General features: G+C 67.1%; 16 protein-coding genes, 1 tRNA gene and 2 riboswitches. Of the genes, 16 read left to right on the top strand and 1 reads right to left on the bottom strand.

The features are described from left to right. Positions 1 to 276 precede the first annotated feature (276 nt). From ftsZ to HZ989_RS12785, 8 genes are all read left to right on the top strand, one after another. Entirely contained in the window at positions 277 to 1,836 is a 1,560-nt protein-coding gene (ftsZ, locus tag HZ989_RS12820; RefSeq protein WP_209321192.1) for a cell division protein FtsZ, read from the top strand. A gap of 300 nt (positions 1,837 to 2,136) precedes the next feature. Continuing rightward, positions 2,137 to 3,036 carry a UDP-3-O-acyl-N-acetylglucosamine deacetylase gene (gene lpxC, locus HZ989_RS12815; RefSeq protein WP_209321191.1) on the top strand — a complete coding sequence of 300 codons (900 nt, stop codon included), beginning with the start codon at positions 2,137 to 2,139 and terminating at the stop codon, positions 3,034 to 3,036. Between the two features lie 60 nt (positions 3,037 to 3,096). After that, entirely contained in the window at positions 3,097 to 4,539 is a 1,443-nt protein-coding gene (locus HZ989_RS12810; RefSeq protein ID WP_209321190.1) for a M20/M25/M40 family metallo-hydrolase, read from the top strand. Positions 4,540 to 4,553: 14 nt separating this feature from the next. Further along, positions 4,554 to 4,638 (top strand) — tRNA-Leu (locus HZ989_RS12805). A gap of 77 nt (positions 4,639 to 4,715) precedes the next feature. Next, positions 4,716 to 6,248, top strand: coding sequence for an acyl-CoA carboxylase subunit beta (locus HZ989_RS12800; protein ID WP_209321189.1), 1,533 nt, complete (start codon positions 4,716 to 4,718; stop codon positions 6,246 to 6,248). An 87-nt stretch (positions 6,249 to 6,335) separates the two neighbouring features. Continuing rightward, positions 6,336 to 7,301: a hypothetical protein gene (locus HZ989_RS12795; protein ID WP_209321188.1), complete on the top strand. Its 966-nt coding sequence runs from the start codon at positions 6,336 to 6,338 to the stop codon at positions 7,299 to 7,301. 90 nt (positions 7,302 to 7,391) lie between these two features. Then, positions 7,392 to 7,679 (top strand): phosphotyrosine protein phosphatase, encoded by a 288-nt coding sequence (locus HZ989_RS12790; protein ID WP_245162368.1) that lies wholly within the window; start codon positions 7,392 to 7,394, stop codon positions 7,677 to 7,679. Positions 7,680 to 7,899: 220 nt separating this feature from the next. Next, entirely contained in the window at positions 7,900 to 9,882 is a 1,983-nt protein-coding gene (locus HZ989_RS12785; RefSeq protein WP_209321187.1) for an acetyl/propionyl/methylcrotonyl-CoA carboxylase subunit alpha, read from the top strand. 6 nt (positions 9,883 to 9,888) lie between these two features. Here HZ989_RS12785 and ispH read toward each other — a convergent pair whose 3' ends face one another. After that, the gene (gene ispH, locus HZ989_RS12780) at positions 9,889 to 10,872 is read right to left on the bottom strand and encodes a 4-hydroxy-3-methylbut-2-enyl diphosphate reductase (RefSeq protein WP_209321186.1); all 984 of its coding nucleotides are present in this window, start codon (positions 10,870 to 10,872) and stop codon (positions 9,889 to 9,891) included. Positions 10,873 to 11,010: 138 nt separating this feature from the next. Between ispH and HZ989_RS12775 the strand changes: the two genes are divergently transcribed. From HZ989_RS12775 to gcvPB, 8 genes are all read left to right on the top strand, one after another. Next, positions 11,011 to 11,670, top strand: a complete 660-nt coding sequence (locus HZ989_RS12775; RefSeq protein ID WP_209321185.1) for a Tat pathway signal sequence domain protein — start codon at positions 11,011 to 11,013, stop codon at positions 11,668 to 11,670. Next, positions 11,667 to 13,469, top strand: coding sequence for an arginine--tRNA ligase (argS, locus tag HZ989_RS12770; RefSeq protein ID WP_209321184.1), 1,803 nt, complete (start codon positions 11,667 to 11,669; stop codon positions 13,467 to 13,469). Before HZ989_RS12775 ends, argS begins: the two co-directional genes overlap by 4 nt. Positions 13,470 to 13,540: 71 nt before the next feature. Further along, positions 13,541 to 14,320: an NYN domain-containing protein gene (locus HZ989_RS12765; protein WP_209321183.1), complete on the top strand. Its 780-nt coding sequence runs from the start codon at positions 13,541 to 13,543 to the stop codon at positions 14,318 to 14,320. Between the two features lie 10 nt (positions 14,321 to 14,330). Next, positions 14,331 to 15,338, top strand: a complete 1,008-nt coding sequence (locus HZ989_RS12760; protein ID WP_209321182.1) for an adenosine deaminase — start codon at positions 14,331 to 14,333, stop codon at positions 15,336 to 15,338. Between the two features lie 88 nt (positions 15,339 to 15,426). Next, positions 15,427 to 15,537: riboswitch (glycine riboswitch) on the top strand. Positions 15,538 to 15,541: 4 nt separating this feature from the next. Then, positions 15,542 to 15,650, top strand: a riboswitch (glycine riboswitch). A gap of 59 nt (positions 15,651 to 15,709) precedes the next feature. Beyond that, positions 15,710 to 16,825, top strand: coding sequence for a glycine cleavage system aminomethyltransferase GcvT (gene gcvT, locus HZ989_RS12755; protein WP_209321181.1), 1,116 nt, complete (start codon positions 15,710 to 15,712; stop codon positions 16,823 to 16,825). Between the two features lie 41 nt (positions 16,826 to 16,866). Next, a complete protein-coding gene (gene gcvH / locus HZ989_RS12750) occupies positions 16,867 to 17,232 on the top strand; it encodes a glycine cleavage system protein GcvH (protein ID WP_209321180.1) in 366 nt (121 codons plus the stop codon). 144 nt (positions 17,233 to 17,376) lie between these two features. Beyond that, complete coding sequence (gcvPA, locus tag HZ989_RS12745) at positions 17,377 to 18,723, top strand: aminomethyl-transferring glycine dehydrogenase subunit GcvPA (protein WP_209321179.1); 1,347 nt, start codon at positions 17,377 to 17,379, stop codon at positions 18,721 to 18,723. A gap of 2 nt (positions 18,724 to 18,725) precedes the next feature. After that, complete coding sequence (gene gcvPB, locus HZ989_RS12740; protein ID WP_209321178.1) at positions 18,726 to 20,306, top strand: aminomethyl-transferring glycine dehydrogenase subunit GcvPB; 1,581 nt, start codon at positions 18,726 to 18,728, stop codon at positions 20,304 to 20,306. The last annotated feature ends 25 nt before the right edge of the window (positions 20,307 to 20,331 follow it).

The raw sequence follows: 20,331 nt of genomic DNA, 5'->3' as shown, positions 1-20,331 counted from the left end.
AATCGTCCGGCCCCTTTTCTGTCGTGGGGCTGTGGAACCAACCCCCTGCGTCGCTACGCCCGATTCCAGCCCGTCCGCGTCGTCAAAGGGGCCCGCGACGAAAATTTACCCGGGCCGCGCTTTGGTTTTCTGCCCATCCTCTCCGACTCACCGTATTCGGTAACCTTCCCTTAAGGGCGTTGGGTGATCCTTAACGCGCTCATAACCAATGCGGATCTGCGGGGACTTCGCATTGGAACCTTGGGGAGCAGGGTCGAAAAAAAGGTCGGTTTGGATATGTCTCTCTCGCTGGTGCGGCCGCAAGCCACGGAACTGAAGCCCCGGATCGTCGTGTTCGGCGTCGGTGGCGCGGGCGGAAACGCGGTCAACAACATGATCGACGCCGGCCTCGAGGGGGTCGAGTTCGTGGTGGCCAACACCGACGCCCAGCACCTGTCCTTCGCCAAGACCGACCGCCGCATCCAGCTGGGCGAGACCATCACGCAAGGGCTCGGCGCCGGGGCCCACCCCGAAGTCGGCATGAACGCCGCCGAGGAAAGCGCCGACGAGATCCATGCGCACCTGGAAGGCGCGCACATGATCTTCATCACCGCCGGAATGGGCGGCGGCACCGGGACGGGCGCGGCCCCCATCATCGCCAAATGCGCGCGCGACCGGGGCATCCTGACTGTCGGCGTCGTGACCAAGCCCTTCACCTTCGAAGGTCGTCACCGCATGCGCCTGGCCGACGCGGGCATCGCCGAGCTGCAGCGCTACGTCGACACCCTGATCGTCATTCCGAACCAGAACCTGTTCCGCGTCGCCAATGAGCGCACGACCTTCGCCGACGCCTTCGGCATGGCCGACCAGGTGCTGCACTCGGGCGTCCGTTCGATCACCGACCTGATGATCCTGCCCGGCCTGATCAACCTGGACTTTGCCGACGTCCGCGCCGTCATGTCCGAGATGGGCAAGGCGATGATGGGCACGGGCGAGGCCTCGGGCGACGACCGCGCCCTGCTGGCGGCCCAGAACGCCATCGCCAACCCGCTGCTGGACGAGACCAGCCTGAAGGGTGCCAAGGCCGTGCTGGTCAACATCACCGGCGGTCTGGACATGACCCTGCTGGAAGTCGACGAGGCCGCCAACGCCATCTCGGCCGAGGTGGACGGCGACGCCAACATGATCTTCGGTGCGGCGTTCGATCCGGCCCTGGACGGCAAGATCCGCGTCTCGGTCGTGGCCACCGGCATGGACGAGGTCGGTGGCATTCGTGCAGAGCCCGTCGCGCCGCGGCCGACCGCCTTCCACGATTCCCGCGGCACAGCCCCTGTCGCCCCGGCTCCGGCCGCCCGTGCCCCGGAACCCGCCTACCGCGAGCCGGCCTATCGCGAGCCGGTCCGCAGCGAGGCCGCCTATCGCGCACCCGAGCCCGCGCCGGTCGTGCCGACCTTCCAGGCCCCGCCGCCCGTCGCCCGCGCGCCCGAGCCGGTCATCCTCGCCGCCGAAGAGCCGCGAACGCTCGAACCCATCGTCGACCCCTGGGTCGAAGAGTTTGAGGCCGCTCCGACCCGTCCGACCGCCGCCGCCCAGGATCAGGGCGACCTCTATATGGACGGTGCCGCCCAGGCACCGCGTGAATACGACGAGCCAGGCTATGACGACCGCGATCACCGGAAGTCGGGCTGGAGCCTGTTCGGCAAGAAGCCCCGCGCCCCGTCCGCCTATGCGCCGGTCCAGCAGACCCCCCAGCGCGGCCAGCCCCAGTTGCGCACGACAGCCCAGCCCGCGCCCGAGCCCCAGAAGACGGAAGACGATCTGGAGATTCCTTCGTTTCTGAGGCGGCTGGCCAACTAGGGATTGGGCACCAGGCAGTAGGCAGTAGGAAAGGGGCGGTCCGGCGGATCGCCCCTTTTTCGTCTTGCCGGCGAACGTCGCGACAATCACTCGACTGCCTACTGCCTACTGCCTACTGCCTACTGCCTACTGCCTACTGCCTACTGCCTACTGCCTACTGCCTTCTGCCTGCTGCCTCCGCCACCATCCGTAACATTCCGAAACCCGACTTTGGTTTATGGTTTCCGAACAGACGGCTAGGCATCGATCTTCGGATATTGCGCTGCACACCAGCGCAGGTCGACGATCGAGTTGAACGCCTTGCCCGCACGCCACGATCATCGTGAACGGACCCTGGTCGCCCCGGCGATCTGCGCCGGCGTGGGCGTGCACACGGGTCAGCGCGTGCGCCTGGTCATCCGTCCCGCCCCGACCGGGACCGGCATCGTCTTCGTCCGCACCGACATCACGGACCGCGAAAACCGCATCGTCGTCTCGGGCGACGCCGTCGTCGATGCCCGGCTGAACACCATGATCGAGAATGCGGCGGGCGTGTGCCTGTCGACGATCGAGCATCTGATGGCGGCCTTCTGCGCGCTCGGCATCTCCAACGTCATGGTCGAGGTCGATGGGCCCGAGCTGCCGATCCTCGACGGTTCGGCCCTGCCGTTCGTGCAGCTGCTGGACCGCGCCGGGTTCCGCCGTCAGGAGGCCCCGGTCCGCTACATCGAGATTCTGGAGCCCATCCACGTCACCGACGGCGACAAGCACGCGGCCCTGCTGCCGTGCGACCGCTACGAGATGCGGTTCGAGATCGATTTCGACAATGCGGTCGTCGGCCATCAGGTCATCGATTTCGTCGTCGACGAGGAGACCTTCCGCACAGAGATCATGTCGGCCCGCACCTTCGGCTTCGCGCATGAGGTCGAGGCCCTGCGTCAGGCCGGACTGGCGCGCGGCGGCAGCCTCGAGAATGCGGTCGTCATCGACGGCGACGAGATCCTGAACCCCGGCGGCCTGCGGATGGAACGCGAGTTCGTGCGGCACAAGGCGCTGGACGCCATCGGCGACCTCTACGTCCTGGGCGCGCCCCTGCTGGGCCGCTACGAGGGCTACAAGGCCGGGCATGCGGTGAACAACCTGCTGGTCCGCGCCCTGCTGGCGACGCCGCACGCCTGGCGCGAGGTTGTGCTGGAGCCTGAACTGGCCCGCGTCGGCTAGACGGCCTTCTCCCCGCCGGTTGCAGTCGCTAGGGTCTGCCCCTGTCTGGTGGAGATTCCCATGTCTGTTTCCCTTCGTCTCGCGGCGTCCGGCGCGATTTCGGCCCTGGCGCTGCTCGCCGGTCTTTCCGCGCCGGCCGTGGCCCAGGACGCAGCGACCATTGCGGCGGCCGAGCGCGTCCGTGATGCCGCCCTGGCCGACAACATCGCCCTGGACTACGTCACCCAGCTGACCACCCGCTTCGGGCCGCGCCCGGCGGGCTCGTCGAGCGAGACGGCGGCGGCGGAATGGGCGGCGGGCTATATGCGCGAGCACGGCTTCAAGAACGTCCGCATCCAGGAATTCCCGCTGGTCGGCTGGGAGCGGGGCGAGGAAAGCGCCGCCATCGTGGGCGCGAACCCGCAGCGGCTGGTCGTCGCCGCCCTCGGTCATTCGCCCGGCACGCCGGAAGGCGGCATCGAGGCGGAGGTGGTGCGCTTCACCTCGCTGGAGGATTTCCAGGCGGTGCCGGACGGATCGCTGGCGGGCAAGATCGCCTATGTCGATGCCGGCCAGATGGTGCCGATGCAGACGGGCGCGGGCTACGGGCCGCTGACCCGCATTCGGGGTGCCGGACCCGGCGTGGCGGGGCAGAAGGGGGCGCTGGCCTTCATCATGCGCTCGGCCGGATCGGACCAGCACCGCATGCCGCACACGGGCACCACCCGCTATGTGAACGGCGTGGTGCCGGTCCCGGCCTTTGCGCTGAGCGCGCCCGACGCCGACCAGCTGAGCCGTCTGATCGGCTATGGCGAGCCGGTGCGCATACACCTGTCCTCGACCGCCCACACCTATCAGACCACCTCGCGCAATGTGATCGGCGACCTGCCGGGGCGGACCCGGCCCGAGGAGATCATCGTTCTGGGCTCCCACATGGACAGCTGGGACCTGGGCACCGGGGCCATCGACGACGGGGCAGGGGGGGCCATCACCATCGGCGCCGCGCGGGCCATCGCCGACCAGGGCCGCACGGCCCGCACCATCCGCGTGATCCTGTATGGATCCGAGGAAGTGGCCCAGCCGACCAATACCGGTAACGGCGGCGGAGCCTATCTGCGCAGCCTGTCGCCCGAGGACCTGGCCAACCATGTCTTCACCGGCGAGAGCGATTTCGGGGCCGACCGGGTCTATGCGCTGCAGCTGCCGGCCGGCGCCCAGACGGGGACGTTCGCCGATGCCGCGAACCGCGTGCTGTATCCGATCGGCGTGCTGCGCTCGTCCGAGCCGGAAACCGAGGGCGGGGCCGACATCGGGCCGATCGTCCAGGCCGGCGTGCCGGTGTTCGGCCTGCTGCAGGACGGTCTGCGCTATTTCGACCTGCACCACACCGCCGACGACACCCTGGACAAGATCGACCCGGAACAGCTGAACCAGAACGTCGCCGCCTGGGCGGGGCTGATCTGGCTGGCGGCGGATTCGGACGTGGATTTCCGGGCCCTGGCTCCGGGCAAGACCGCGCCCTGAGGCGGGCGTCGGCCGCGAGCGTGGCGAAACTGGTAGACGCAAGGGACTTAAAATCCCTCGACTTCGGTCATGCGGGTTCGATCCCCGCCGCTCGCACCATTCCCCTGCGCGCAGGGCCCGGCGGGTGACGAGGCCGGGCGTTCCGCCTATGACCGCTCCATGACGAGAGGATCGAGATGAAAGCCATTCTGGAACAGCTGGAAGCCCGCCGCGAGGCGGCGCGTCAGGGCGGCGGGGCCGCGCGGATTGCCGCCCAGCACGCCAAGGGCAAGCTGACTGCGCGCGAGCGGATCGAGGTGCTGCTGGACGAGGGCTCCTTCGAGGAGACCGACATGTTCGTCGAGCACCGCAGCCACCAGTTCGGCATGGAAAACCAGCGGGTGCCGGGCGACGGCGTGGTCACCGGCCGAGGCACGATCGGCGGGCGGCTGGTCTATGTCTTCTCCAAGGATTTCACCGTCTTCGGCGGCAGTCTTTCCGGTGCCCATGCGGCCAAGATCGTCAAGCTGCAGACTATGGCCCTGACCAATGGCGCGCCGATCATCGGCCTGTTCGACGCGGGCGGGGCGCGCATCCAGGAGGGGGTGGAGAGCCTAGCCGGATACGCCGACATCTTCCTGCAGAACACCCTGGCCAGTGGCGTCATCCCCCAGATCAGCGTGATCATGGGGCCGTGCGCGGGCGGCGACGTCTATTCGCCCGCCATCACCGACTTCATCTTCATGGTGAAGGACACGTCCTACATGTATGTGACCGGCCCGGACGTGGTTCGCACCGTCACCAACGAGGTGGTCAGCCACGAGGACCTCGGCGGGGCCCGGGTCCATGCCGGCAAGTCGGGCGTGGCCGACGGCGCGTTCGAGAACGATCTGGAGGCCCTCAGCGAAGTCCGCCGCCTGATCGGCTTCCTGCCCCTGTCCAACCGCGAAAAGCCCCCGGTGCGCGAGAGCTACGACGATCCGGACCGGGACGAGGCCAGCCTCGACACCCTGGTCCCGGCCAATCCGAACCAGCCCTATGACATCAAGGAGCTGATCCTGAAGACGGTCGACGAGACCGAGTTCTTCGAGATCGGGGCCGATTTCGCCCGGAACATCGTCTGCGGCTTCGGCCGGCTGGACGGCCAGTCGGTCGGCATCGTCGCCAACCAGCCGCAGGTGCTGGCCGGGGTGCTGGACATCGACAGCAGCCGCAAGGCCGCGCGGTTCGTGCGGTTCTGCGATGCCTTTTCCATTCCGCTGGTGACCTTCGTCGACGTGCCCGGCTTCATGCCCGGCACGCGCCAGGAATACGGTGCCCTGATCAAGCACGGGGCCAAGCTGCTGTTCGCCTATGCCGAGGCCACGGTGCCCAAGCTGACGGTGATCACGCGCAAGGCCTATGGCGGCGCCTATGACGTGATGAGCTCCAAACACCTGCGCGGCGACGTCAACTACGCCTGGCCCAGTGCCGAGATCGCGGTGATGGGGGCCAAGGGCGCGGTCGAGATCATCTTCAGGAAGGAGGCCGACGACCCGGCGGCCCTGGCCGCGCGCGAGGCCGAATACAAGGAACGCTTCGCCAATCCGTTTGTGGCGGCGGGGCTGGGATACATCGACGACGTGATCATGCCGCACGGGACGCGGCGGCGGCTGATCCGGGCATTACGCACGCTGAAGGGGAAGGTGCAGGCTAATCCGTGGAAGAAGCACGATAATATTCCGCTTTAGAATGGTGTTTCGATAAATTTTGACTAAGGAATTCAGTTGGCAAGGGCTACAATAAAATTTCCCGTACAGAGTGACCTTGCTACAATATTGGCATTTGCTCGAGAGCTTGATTATTTCGCAGGTCACGACGAGCTAATTATTGACTTCGGCAAAGAGCATTTCTTTGCGCCGTACGGAATGCTTTTGCTGGCATCCAAGCTCAAACATTTTCGATTGCGGAACGCTGATCTGAATATCAGTTTTCGAAATTACCAAGGACATCACTATCCAGCCCATATGGGCTTTTTTCGAATGTTTGGCGTTGATCATGGGCGGGAAGTTGGTGAGGCTTGGGGTAGTGAAAACTACCTGCCCATCACGAAAATGGTTCGTGATGATTTCTATGAGGTCGCGCATGATAAATTTCGGGAGCTCCCCGACTTAATTCAGAGGCACGCCGACAAAATTGCCCTGATGATTGCGCGTGATCAGACTGAAAACCGGGACCTTTTCGACGTTTTGTCATATTCGGTTCGAGAGGTGATGCGCAACGTCTTTGAGCACAGTGAAGCAAATGAGCTTTATTACTGCGCTCAGTATTGGCCAAAAAGTAATAAAGTAGAGTTTGCGCTCGCCGATTTCGGCGTTGGCATAAGGCGTGGGCTCGGGGAGAACCCGAATTTCCGATTTAAGTCGGACAAGGAAGCAATAGAATACAGTCTGCTGCCTGGCGTTTCCGGGAAAACGCACCTGCCGCGCACTTCGGAGGTTTGGTTCAACTCTGGCTATGGTCTCTACATGACCAGCCGACTCGCTCGAACCGGAGGTAATTTCGTTATCGCGAGTGGACAGATGGCGATTCATCTGTCGAGAAAAACCAAGAACAATTATCAAACTTCGTTCCCGGGGACGGCCTTGCGTTTCAATATGGATGTTGGCCAGATCGGGAACGTCAAAGCTCGTTTGGATGAGTTCCGAAAAGAAGGAGGCGAGATTGCCAAGACGATCTCTGGCTCAGGTAATCGTCCGCCATCGGCTATGTCGCTTCTGCTTCGCCGGGACTATTCTCGATAACTTTGAGCGCGTGCGAGCAGGATTTTTGACCTGACCAACCTCCTCTTCCTCTGCTCCCGCAACCGCCTCCGGTCACCGACGGCGGAGCAGGTGTTCGCCGCCTGGCCGGGGGTGGAGACGGCGTCGGCGGGGCTGGCGCCGGATGCGGACGAGCCCTGTACCGATGAACTGGTCGAATGGGCCGACATCGTCTTCGTCATGGAGCGGACGCACCGGGCGAAGCTGCAGCGGCGGTTTCGACAGAGCCTGAAGCGGGCGCGGGTGGTGTGCCTGGATATCCGGGACGACTACGCCTTCATGCAGCCTGAGCTGGTGGCGCTGCTGGAGCAGAAGGTGGGTCCGCATCTCCGCTCCCTCTCCCGGAGGGAGAGGGCTTGAGGCTCGGGGAGCGGAGCGATCCGTCAAGCCGAAAGGGTGAGGGGTTTGGCTGCCAACCGGTGAGGGCTTTACCCCTCACCCTTTCGCGTATCCAATCGCTGCGCTCCTGGACGCTCAAGCCCTCTCCCTCCGGGAGAGGGGTCGTGGGACGGACTTCCCACCTCCGGTTTGCCTTGCCCGCCGCGTCTCGCTAAGCCCTGAGGCGCAAACAGAGGCCAGAATGTTCTCAAAGATCCTGATCGCAAACCGGGGCGAGATCGCCGTCCGGATCATAAAGACCGCTCGCCGCATGGGCATCCAGACCGTGGTCGTGCACTCCGACGCCGACGCAGGCTCGATGGCGGTCGAGATGGCGGACGAGGCGATCCACATCGGGCCGTCGGCAGCGTCCGAGAGCTATCTGGTGCAGGACAGGATCGTCGAGGCCGTGCGTCGCTCGGGGGCCGAGGCCGTGCATCCGGGCTTCGGCTTCCTGTCGGAGAACCCCGTCTTCGCCCGGCGGCTGGAGGCCGAGGGCATCGCCTTCATCGGGCCGAACCCGCACGCCATCGAGGCCATGGGCGACAAGATCACGTCCAAGAAATTCGCGGCCGCAGCCGGGGTCTCGACCGTGCCCGGCTATATGGGGCTGATCGAAGGCGATGAACACGCCATCCAGATCGCCAACGAGATCGGCTATCCGGTCATGATCAAGGCCTCGGCCGGGGGCGGGGGCAAGGGCATCCGCGTGGCCCATTCGGACGCCGACATGGCCGAGGGGTTCTCCGCCGTGAAGGCCGAGGCGCTGACGGCGTTCGGCGACGACCGGGTCTTCCTGGAAAAGTTCATCATCGACCCGCGCCACATCGAGATCCAGGTGCTGGGCGACAAGCACGGCAACATCGTCAGCCTGTTCGACCGCGAATGCTCGATCCAGCGCCGCAACCAGAAGGTCATCGAGGAGGCGCCGTCGCCCCTGCTGGACGACGCGACGCGGAAGGCCATGAGCGAACAGGCCGTCGCCCTGGCCCGGGCGGTGAACTATGACTCGGCCGGGACGGTCGAGTTCGTCGCCGGTCAGGACCGCAGCTTCTTCTTCCTGGAGATGAACACCCGGCTCCAGGTGGAGCACCCGGTCACCGAACTGATCACCGGCGTCGATCTGGTCGAACAGATGATCCGCTCGGCCGCCGGAGAACGGATGGCCTTCGGTCAGGACGATCTGAAGATCAACGGCTGGGCCATCGAGAGCCGCATCTATGCCGAGGACCCCTATCGCGGCTTCCTGCCCTCCATCGGCCGTCTGGTCCGCTACGACCAGCCCGAGGAAGGCCAGCAGGACGGCTATGTGGTCCGGAACGATTCCGGCGTCCGCGAGGGCGACGAGATCTCGATGTTCTACGATCCCATGATCGCCAAGCTGAACACCTGGGCCCCGACCCGCATCGCCGCCATCGACGGCATGAAGCGGGCGCTGGAGGACACCCACCTGCAGGGCGTCGGCCACAATGTGCCCTTCCTCGCCGCCGTGATGGATCAGGCGCGGTTCCGGTCGGGCGCCCTGTCGACCAGCTACATCAAGGATGAGTTCCCCGACGGCTTCAGGGGCGTGGCCCCCGACCGGCGGCGGACCGACATCCTGATCGCCACGGCGGCGGCGATGAACGAGATCCTGACCGAACAGTCCGGCGACCCGTCCGACCGCACCGACTGGATCGTCCTCATCGACCGTGAGGCGCACGGCGTGTCCCTCGGATACGACGACGAGGAGGCGCTGACGCTGGAACTGGCGGGCGAGGACCGCGCCCTGCAGCTGTCGGACATCGACTGGCGCCCGGGCCTGGCCCAGTTCCGCGCCGTCCTCGACCACGAACCCTATACCGCCGAGGTCGCGCGCATCGCCGACGGCTTCCGCATCCGCACCGGCCCGGTCACCGCGCGCGTCCGCGTCCTGACGCCCCGCATGGCCGAGCTGTTCGCCCGCCTGCCCGAGAAACAGGCGGCGGATACCTCGAAGCTGATCCAGTCCCCCATGCCCGGGCTCGTCGTCTCCATCGCCGTCGAGGTCGGTCAGGAGGTCAAGGCCGGCGAGACCGTCGCCGTGATCGAGGCCATGAAGATGCAGAACATCCTCAAGGCTGAACGCGACGGGGTGGTGAAGGCGGTGGGGTCGAAGGCCGGCGACCCGGTCGCGGCCGACGACGTGCTGGTGGAGTTCGCCTGAGCCGGTTCAGGTCGTCAGGGCGCGGGGCAGTTTGAAGGTGACGGTTTCCGGCTCGCCCGGATCGTCGGCCAGGGTCACGGCGAACCGCGCCTGCATCGCCGAGACGACGGCCTGAACCAGCGGCTCGGGGGCCGAGGCGCCGGCCGTGACGCCGACCGTGTTCACGCCCTCGAACCAGCTCCAGTCGATCTGGCTCGCATCGTCGATCAGCCGCGCGTCGCGGGCCCCGGCGCGCAGGGCCACCTCGACCAGACGCACGGAGTTGGACGAGTTCTTCGATCCCACCACGAGCACCAGATCGGACCCGTCGGCCAGCTGTTTGACCGCCTCCTGCCGGTTGGTGGTGGCGTAGCAGATGTCTTCCTTGTGGGGGTCGGGCAGTTCGGGAAAGCGGCTCTTCAGCACGCCGACGATCTCGGAGGTGTCGTCCAGCGACAGGGTCGTCTGGGTCGCATAGGCCAGGGGCTGGTCGCCGGGACGCTGGAAGGCCATGGCGTCCTCGACCGTCTCGACCAGGCTGATCGCGCCGTCGGGCAGCTGGCCCAGGGTGCCGACGACCTCGGGGTGGCCGGCATGGCCGATCAGGATGATGTGCTTGCCCTGGGCATGATGGCGCTCGGCCTCGACATGGACCTTGGACACCAGGGGGCAGGTGGCGTCCAGGAACAGCAGGTCGCGGGCCCGGGCCGTGGCGGGCACCGACTTGGGCACGCCGTGGGCCGAGAAGACCACGGGCCGGTCGTCGGGGCATTCGTCCAGTTCCTTGACGAAGACCGCGCCCAGACCCTTCAGCCGGTCGACGACATGCCGGTTGTGGACGATCTCGTGGCGGACATAGACGGGCGCGCCGAACTTCTCGATCGCACGCTCGACGATCTGGATGGCGCGATCGACCCCGGCGCAGAAGCCGCGCGGCGTGGCCATGCGCACGGTCAGGGGACGGGCGGCCGCGAGCGGGGCGGTGACGGGCGAGGGGGCGAGAGCGTCCATGAACCGAACCTAGTCTTTCTGCGGCTTCCTCGCCACCGGGACGGGCTTCACGGTTTGCGACGCCTCGCTTTAGCCGCTATCAGGCGGGAAGCCTGACCGGGTTCCCCGCCAGCGGTTCAGCTTTCCGGATTTCGATACATGCGTCTTGCGACCGTCGCCCTCGCCGCCCTGGCCGTTCTCGCCTCCGCCGGTGCCGCCTCCGCCCAGAGCAGCCAGAGCCAGCGTGACCGCCAGGGCCAGCAGCAAGGTCGGGAAGACGAGGATGAGGCACGGCCGCCGCGCATCGCGCCCCTCCGTGCCCGCCCCAACGCCGGACCCTGCCCGTTCGTGAAGGTGCTGTACGACGCCGCGCGCTATGTCGAGCTGGACGGGGGCCGCGCCGCCGCCAGTGCCGTCGGCTATACCGGCGAAATCCAGGGCGTGACGGCCGGGTGCCGCTATCTGAACGACGACCCGATCGAGGTCCAGATGAACATCCTGTTCGATCTGGGTCGTGGCCCGATGGCCCAGGGCGATCAACGCACCTATCGTTACTGGATCGCGGTCACGGAACGGAATGAAGCCGTCCTGGCCAAGGAGTATTTCGATCTGCCGGTGAATTTCGACGGGTCCTCGACCACGTCGGTGACCGAAGCGCAGTCCGTGGTCATCCCGCGCGCGTCGGCGACCACCAGCGGCGGCAATTTCGAGATTCTGGTCGGCTTTGAGGTCACGCCGGAAATGGCCGAGTTCAACCGTTCGGGCAGCCGCTTCCGCATCAACGCCGGCACGACCGCGGCGACCCCTCCGGCCCCATGACGGACCTCAGGACCGCACTGGGCGAAGCGGTCGCGGCCGCCTTCGCCGCCGAAGGCGTGGACGCGGGCCTGGCGCGGGTCACGACCTCGGACCGCCCGGACCTGGCCGACTTCCAGTCCAATGGCGCCCTCGCCGCCGCCAAGGCGCTGAAGGCCAATCCGCGCGAACTGGCGGACCGGGTGGCGGCGCGGCTGAACGGCGACGCACGTCTGGCCGCCGTCGAGGTCGCGGGACCCGGGTTCATCAATCTGAAGGTCGCCGATGCCGCCCTGTCGGCGCGGGCGGCCGAGGTGGCGTCGGATGCGGACCGGGCCGGAGCCTCGCCGGTCGCGGTGCCGCGAACGGTGGTTATCGACTTCGGCGGGCCGAACGTGGCCAAGCCCATGCACGTCGGCCATCTGCGCAGCGCGATCATCGGCGAGAGCCTGAAGCGGCTGTTCCGGTTCCGGGGCGATGCCGTGACCGGCGACGCCCATTTCGGCGACTGGGGCTTCCAGATGGGGCTGCTGATCGTGGCCTGTGGTGACGAAGGTCTGGCCGACGCCTTCATGGCCGGCGGCGACGGGCCGTTCCCGGCCGAAAGCCCGGTGACCCTGGCCGATCTGGACCGGCTGTACCCGCTGGCCGCCGGGCGAGCCAGGGAGGATCCCGCATTCCGGGACCGGGCGCGCAAGGCCACGGCGGAACTGCAGGGCGGACGGCCCGGCTATCTGGCGCTGTGGCGGCATTTCGTGGCGGTCAGCCGCGAGGCCCTGGTGCGGGAATACGGCACCCTGGCCGTCGATTTCGACCTGTGGAACGGCGAGAGCGACGCCGATCCCCTGATCGCGGGCATGGTCGTGGACCTCAAGACCAAGGCCCTGCTGGTCGAGGACGACGGAGCCCAGGTGGTGCACGTCGCCCGGCCCGGCGAGACCCGCAAGAAGAAGCTGGCCGACGGTTCGGTGGTCGAGGCCCCCAGCCCGCCGCCGCTGCTGGTCGTCTCCTCGGAAGGCTCGGCCATGTATGGCACGACCGATCTGGCCACGATCCTGGACCGCAAGAACCGGATCGATCCCGACCTGATGCTGTACGTCGTCGACGAGCGCCAGGCCGAGCATTTCGAACAGGTGTTCCGCGCTGCCTGTCTGGCCCGCTATGCCGAGCCGGGTGCGCTCGAGCATCTGGGCTTCGGCACCATGAACGGCACCGACGGCAAGCCGTTCAAGACCCGGGCGGGCGGGGTGCTGAAGCTGAACGATCTGATCACCCAGGCCACCGACAAGGCGCGCGACCGCCTGCGCGAGGCCGAGCTGGGGGCCGATCTGGACGAAGCGACGTTCGAGGACACGGCGCACAAGGTGGCCATTGCGGCGCTGAAGTTCGCCGACCTGTCGAACAGCCGGACGACCAGCTACGTCTTCGACCTGGACCGGTTCATGAGCTTCGAGGGCAAGACCGGGCCCTATCTGCTGTACCAGGTCGTGCGCATCAAATCGCTGCTGCGCCGCGCGGGCGAGCAGGGGGCGAAGGCCGGGCTGGTGGCGATCTCGGAGCCTGCCGAACGCGATCTGGTCTTGACGCTGGACGCCTTCGACCAGGCGGTCGGCGAGGCCTATGACAAGCGCAGCCCGCACGTGATCGCCGAGCATGCCTATCGGCTGGCGCAGGCCTTCTCGAAATTCTATGCGGCCTGCCCGGTGCTGGCGGCGGCGGACGCGGCGACGGTGGCCTCGCGGCTGACCCTGTCGAAGGCGGCGCTGGACCAGCTGGTGATCGCGCTGGACCTGCTGGGAATCGATTCGCCCGAACGGATGTAGCCTTGACGACACGGACTCCGGTGTTCCCGAAGGGTTAACTGTTTCCTTCAGGGGCGGGACGAGGCCAGGTCATGGCACGGTCGGGGACGAGGGGAGGGCAGACGCAGGCAATCCGCCGCGACGGTTTTCGCCTGCCGATCTTCCGCAAGCGGGCCCGGCTGTATGTCGACGGGTTCAACCTGCATCACGCCATCCTTGACCTGAACCGGCACGAGCTGCTGTGGCTGGATCTGGCGGCCCTGGGGCGGGCCCTGCTGCCGCCGGACGAGCGCCTGGCCGGGACCGTCTGGGTCAGCGCCCATCGGCCGCAGCGCCGCGACCGGATGCAGGCGCTGATGGCCTATGAGGGTGCGCTCGGAGCGCGCGGCGTGCGCTGCCTGATGGGACATTTCGTCGTGCACGGAGATCATTGCCACGCCTGCGGCCACCAGTGGATGGACGCGACGGAAAAGCAGAGCGACGTCAACCTGGCCCTGTCCATCGCCGCCGACGCGGCCGCCGACCGGTTCGATACGGCTTACATCGTCACGACCGACGGAGATCATGCCGCGACCACGCGATTCCTGCACGAGAGCTATCCGCGCAAGCGGATCGTCAGCGTCGCGCCGCCGGGGCGAGGCCACAATCGCCAACTTCTCGAATGGGTCCATGCCCGGACCGAGATCGAGATCGGGATGCTGGAACGTTGCGGTCTGCCGGAGCGTGTCTTGACCCGGTCCGGCTATGTCGAGCGACCGATGGGGTGGCAGGCGAATGAAGAGGTGACGCCGCCTCCGTCCACGCCATCGCCGTCGGTGCCCGACATCCGTCGCGGTCATTTGCGCCTTGTGGTGTCCAACGCCTCGTCCTAGCGGAGCGATCATGACCGACCTGAACACCTTCATCGACGGCCTGCCCAAGGCCGAGCTGCATCTGCACATCGAGGGTTCGCTGGAGCCGGAGCTGATGTTCGCCCTGGCCGAGCGGAACGGGGTCGCCATCCCGTTCGACAGCGTCGAGGCGGTCCGGGCGGCCTATGACTTTTCCAACCTCCAGGACTTCCTCGACATCTACTATGCCGGGGCGAACGTGCTGCTGACGCGGCAGGATTTCGAGGACCTGGCCTTCGCCTATTTCCAGCGGGCGGCGGCGGACACGGTGCGCCACGCCGAGATCTTCTTCGATCCCCAGACCCATACCGATCGCGGCGTGCCGTTCGGGGTGGTGGTCGAGGGGCTGATCGCGGGGATGGATCGCGCCAGGGCCGAGCTGGGCGTGACGTCGGGCCTGATCCTGAGCTTTCTGCGCCACCTGTCGGAGGACGAGGCCTTCGCCACGCTGGAGATGGCCAGGCCCTATCTGCATCACTTCGTCGGCGTGGGGCTGGATTCGTCCGAGGTCGGCCATCCGCCGTCGAAGTTCCAGCGCGTGTTCGCCGCGGCCCGGGACCTGGGCCTGAAGCTGTGCGCCCACGCAGGCGAGGAGGGGCCGCCGGCCTATGTGTGGGAGGCGCTCGATCTACTTCGCATCGACCGGATGGACCATGGCAACCGGTCGATGGAAGACCCGGCGCTGGTCCGGCGGATCGTGGCCGAGGGGATGACGCTGACGGTCTGTCCGCTGTCGAACCACAGGCTCTGCGTCGTCGACGACCTGAAGGACCACCCGGTGCCGGAGATGCTGCGCCAGGGGATCAGGGTCACGCTGAACTCGGACGATCCCGCCTATTTCGGCGGCTATGTGAACGAGAACTACCGCCAGCTGGCCGCGGCCGTCGGCCTGACCCGCGAGCAGCTGACGCTGATGGCGAAGAACAGCTTTGCCGGATCTTTCCTCAGCGAGGCCGACAAGGCCGCGCGGATCGCCGAGGTGGAGGCCTACGCGGCCTGACCTTCATCATCCCGGCCGGAGCGCGGCGCGCGGTGCCGACGTCGGTTTGCCGCGCTTGACTTGGCGACAGAGTCGGGGCCTAGGTCGTCTCGCTCTCGCGGGAGAGATCGGGCCGTCCAGCCTCCCACTTTCGGACGGACCCGGAGCCGAAGGCGCAACCGCCCCGGAAACGCTCAGGCAAACGGACCGCGAGGACATTCGGACGCTGGAAAGTCACCCTTTGAGGGTGCGCCGACGGAGCAAGCCTTGTCATCCCGGACGGCACCCGCCGAGCCGGGACGGGGCGGAATCTCTCAGGTTTCACGGACAGCGGGGGCGCAGATGGCGGCGGAGCCTTCCGCCTCAACACGCGACCCCGAGAGTCTGACAGAATGACCGACCCGACGCTGAAGACGACCGTCCTGAACGCCGCGCATCGTGCGCTGGGCGCGCGCATGGTCGGGTTCGGTGGCTATGACATGCCGGTTCAGTACGAGGGTGTGCTGGCCGAGCACCGCTGGACCCGCGAGCATGCCGGCCTGTTCGACGTCTCTCACATGGGCCAGGCCAGGATCACCGGGGCCGATGCCATCGCCCAGTTCCAGCGGTTCGTGCCCGGCGACTATGCCGCGCTGAAGGCCGGGCGTCAGAAATACAGCCTGCTGCTGAACGAGAGTGGCGGCATCATCGACGATCTGATGGCCGGAAAGCCCGATCACAGCGGGCTCTATATCGTCGTCAACGCAGGCAACAAGGACGAGGACTTCGCCTTCTGGCGCGCCCATCTGTCGGGTGACGCGACCCTGACCGTGCTCGACGACCGCGCCCTGATCGCCATTCAGGGGCCCGAAGCAGCCGAGGTGATGGTCGCCCATGAGCCGGTGCTGGCCGAGTTCGGCTTCATGGACTGCGCCCGTCTGATGCTGTTCGGGGTCGACTGCTACGTCTCGCGCTCGGGCTATACGGGCGAGGACGGCTACGAGATTTCCGTGCCGGCCGTCGAGGCCGAACGGATCTGGAACACCATTCTGGAAGACGCCCGGGTCAAGCCGATCGGGCTGGGCGCGCGGGACAGCCTGCGTCTGGAGGCCGGCCTGCCGCTGCATGGCCACGACATCGATGCGACGACCTCGCCGGTCGAGGGGGCGCTGACGTTTGCCCTGTCGAAATCGAGGAAGGACGCCGCGGACTTCAACGGGGCCGGGCGCATCCTGAAGGAATTGGCCGAGGGCCCGTCGCGGGTCCGCGTGGGCCTCAGCATCAAGGAAGGCGCCCCGGCCCGCGAGGGTGCGGAGATCGCCGATGCGGACGGCACGGTGATCGGCGTGGTCACCTCGGGCGGACCGTCACCGACGCTCGGCCGCAACATCGCCATGGGCTATGTGCCGCCGTCGCACGCCGCGCTCGGCACCAACCTCAAGGTCATCGTGCGCGGCAAGACCTCGGCGTGCGAGGTCATCGACATGCCTTTCGTCGCCCAACGCTATCACCGCAAACCCGCAGCCTGATCCTCCGGTCAAGCCGGAGGATGACGAAGAAGGAACACCCCATGCATTTCACCAGGGATCACGAATGGGTCCGGCTGGATGGCGACATCGCCACCGTCGGCATCACGAAGCACGCCGCCGACCAGCTGGGGGACGTCGTGTTCGTCGATACGCCGGAAGCCGGCAAGACCTTCGGCAAGGGCGACAGCTTTGCCGTCGTCGAGAGCGTGAAGGCGGCCTCGGACGTCTATGCCCCGGTGTCGGGTGAGGTGGTCGAGGGCAATGCGGCGCTCGCCAGCGCGCCCGAGACCGTCAATGCCGATCCGGAAGGCGAGGGCTGGTTCGCGAAGATCAAGGTGTCCGACGCCAGCCAGGTCGACGGCCTGATGGACCGGGCGGCCTACGACGCCTTCCTCGCCACGCTGTAAAGTCTCCGCTCATCCCCGCGAATGCGGGGACCCAGTTCTGTCGTGAGGCAGGGTGGCTGGGATGAGCGGTTCGTCCTCCCCGGCGACAGTCTTCGCCCAAAGCACTGGTTCCCCGCATTCGCGGGGATGAGCGGAAAAAACAGAATGCGCTATCTGCCCCTGACCCCCGACGACCGCACGGCGATGCTCGCCGCCATCGGCGTCAACTCCATCGACGACCTGTTCGTGGATGTGCCCCAGGCGGCGCGGCGCGACGGCTTTGTCGACCTGCCGCGCGTGATGGGCGAGCTGGAGGTCGAGCGGGCGTTGAAGGCTCTGGCGGGCAAGAACACGGCGGCGGGGGATGTGCCGTTCTTCTGCGGGGCCGGGGCCTATCGCCACCATGTGCCGGCGACGGTGGACCACATCATCCAGCGGTCCGAGTTCCTGACCAGCTATACCCCCTATCAGCCCGAGATCGCCCAGGGGACGCTGCAGTACCTCTATGAGTTCCAGACCCAGGTCGCCAACCTGACCGGGATGGAGGTCGCCAATGCCTCGCTCTACGACGGCTCGACCGCGACGGCCGAGGGCGTGCTGATGGCGACGCGGGTGACGCGCCGGAACAAGGCGGTCTTCTCGGGCGGGGTGCATCCCCATTATGTCCGGGCGTCGGAGACGGTGGTCCACGCCGTGGGCGTCGAGACCGTCAGCCTGCCGGCCGCGATCGATGCCGAGGCCGCCGTGATCGAGGCCATCGACAGGGACACGGCCTGCGTCGTGGTCCAGACCCCGAACGTGTTCGGCACCGCTACCGACGTGACCAGGATCGCGGAGGCCGCAAAGGCCGCAGGGGCCCTGCTGATCGTCGTGGTGACCGAGGCCGTGTCGATGGGTCTGCTGAAGTCGCCGGGCGAGATGGGGGCCGACATCGTCGCCGCCGAGGGCCAGTCGATCGGCAATGCCCTGAACTATGGCGGGCCCTATGTCGGCCTGTTCGCCTGCAAACAGAGCCTGATCCGCCAGATGCCCGGTCGCCTGTGCGGCGAGACGGTGGATGCGGACGGGGAGCGGGGCTTCGTCCTGACCCTGTCGACGCGCGAGCAGCATATCCGCCGCGACAAGGCGACCTCGAACATCTGCACCAACTCCGGCCTGTGCTGCCTGGCCTTCTCGATCCACATGAGCCTGCTGGGCGAGACGGGACTGCGCAAACTGGCCTTGCTGAACCACGAGAAGGCGCTGGCCACGCGTGATGCGCTCGCCGCCATTCCCGGTGTCGAGATCCTGACGCCGCGCTTCTTCAACGAGTTCGCGGTCCGCCTGCCGAGGCCCGCCGCCGAGGTGGTCGAGGCGCTGGGCAACCACCGCATTCTGGCCGGCGTGCCCTACAGCCGTCTGGCCCCCGGCGTCGGCATGGACGACGTCCTGCTGATCGCCGCCACCGAGACGACGCTGGATGCCGACATCCAGATCCTCGCCAAGTCGCTGACCAAAGTTTTGGGAGCCTGAAGATGAGCACGATGAACACCGTCGGCCGCCCGACCGCCCCGAACGCCGTCCCTGACCACGACTACAAGCACCCGACCCTGACGGGCGGGCGCGGCCTGTTGCAGGACGAGCGGCTGATCTTCGAGACGGACGGCTGGTACAAGACCGGCGTTGACCTGCCGGAGCCGGCGTCGGACGGCGGCGATCTGGGCGCTCTGGTGCGGCGCGATCCGATCGGCCTGCCGGGGCTCTCCGAGCCCGAGGCGATGCGCCACTATGTGCGGCTGAGCCAGAAGAACCACGCCATCGACCTGGCCCTGTATCCGCTGGGCTCGTGCACGATGAAGCACAATCCGCGGCTGAACGAGAAGATGGCGCGCCTGCCGGGGTTCTCCGACATCCACCCGCTGCAGCCCGTCTCGACCGTGCAGGGTGCGCTGGAGCTGATGGACACCCTGGCCCACTGGCTGAAGACCCTGACCGGCATGCCGGCGGTGGCGATGTCGCCCAAGGCCGGAGCCCACGGCGAGCTGTGCGGCCTGATGGCCATTCGCGCCGCGCATGAGGCCTCGGGCCAGCATGAGGCGCGGCGCAAGGTGCTGGTGCCGACCTCGGCCCACGGGACCAATCCGGCGACGGCGGCCTTCGTCGGCTATACGGTGGTCGAGGTGGCCCAGACGGACGATGGCCGCGTCGACGTCGCCGACCTGGCCTCGAAGCTGGGGCCGGACGTGGCCGCCATCATGGTGACCAACCCCAACACCTGCGGCCTGTTCGAGCGCGACATCGTCGAGATCGCGCGGCTGACGCATGAGGCCGGGGCCTATTTCTACTGCGACGGGGCCAATTTCAACGCCATCGTCGGGCGGGTGCGGCCGGGCGATCTGGGCGTCGATGCCATGCACATCAACCTGCACAAGACCTTCTCCACGCCGCACGGCGGCGGCGGGCCGGGTGCCGGTCCGGTGGTGCTGTCAGCCGCCCTCGCGCCCTTCGCCCCGGCCCCCTGGGTGGTCCATGACGGGGACGGCTTCAAGCTGATCGAGCGCGAGGAGGACGAGGCGGCCCAGGCCTTCGGCCGCATGTGCGCCTTCAACGGCCAGATGGGGATGTTCGTCCGGGCGCTCAGCTACATGATGAGCCATGGCTCGGACGGTCTGCGCCAGGTGGCCGAGGACGCGGTCCTGAACGCCAACTACATCAAGGCCCGGCTGTCCGACGTCATGTCGGCCGCCTTCCCGAACGGACCGTGCATGCACGAGGCCCTGTTCGACGACGAATGGCTGAAGGGCACGGAGATCACCACGCTCGACTTCGCCAAGGCGATGATCGACGAGGGCTTCCACCCGATGACCATGTATTTCCCCCTGGTCGTCCACGGGGCCATGCTGATCGAGCCGACCGAGACGGAATCGAAGGCCGAACTCGACCGGTTCATCCACGCCCTGCGCCTGCTGGCCGGGGCCGCGAAGGCCGGCGAGGTCGAACGCTTCAAGGGCGCGCCCTTCCATGCGCCCCTGCGTCGTCTGGACGAGACCCGCGCCGCGCGGTCACCCAGGCTGCGCTGGACGGCCCCCGAGGGGCACAATATGGCGGCGGAATAGGGTCGTTTGGCAGGGGGCGGCGGAA

This window comes from Brevundimonas sp. AJA228-03, assembly GCF_017795885.1.
Lineage (GTDB): Bacteria > Pseudomonadota > Alphaproteobacteria > Caulobacterales > Caulobacteraceae > Brevundimonas.
This window is presented reverse-complemented; position numbering and strand designations above follow the sequence as displayed.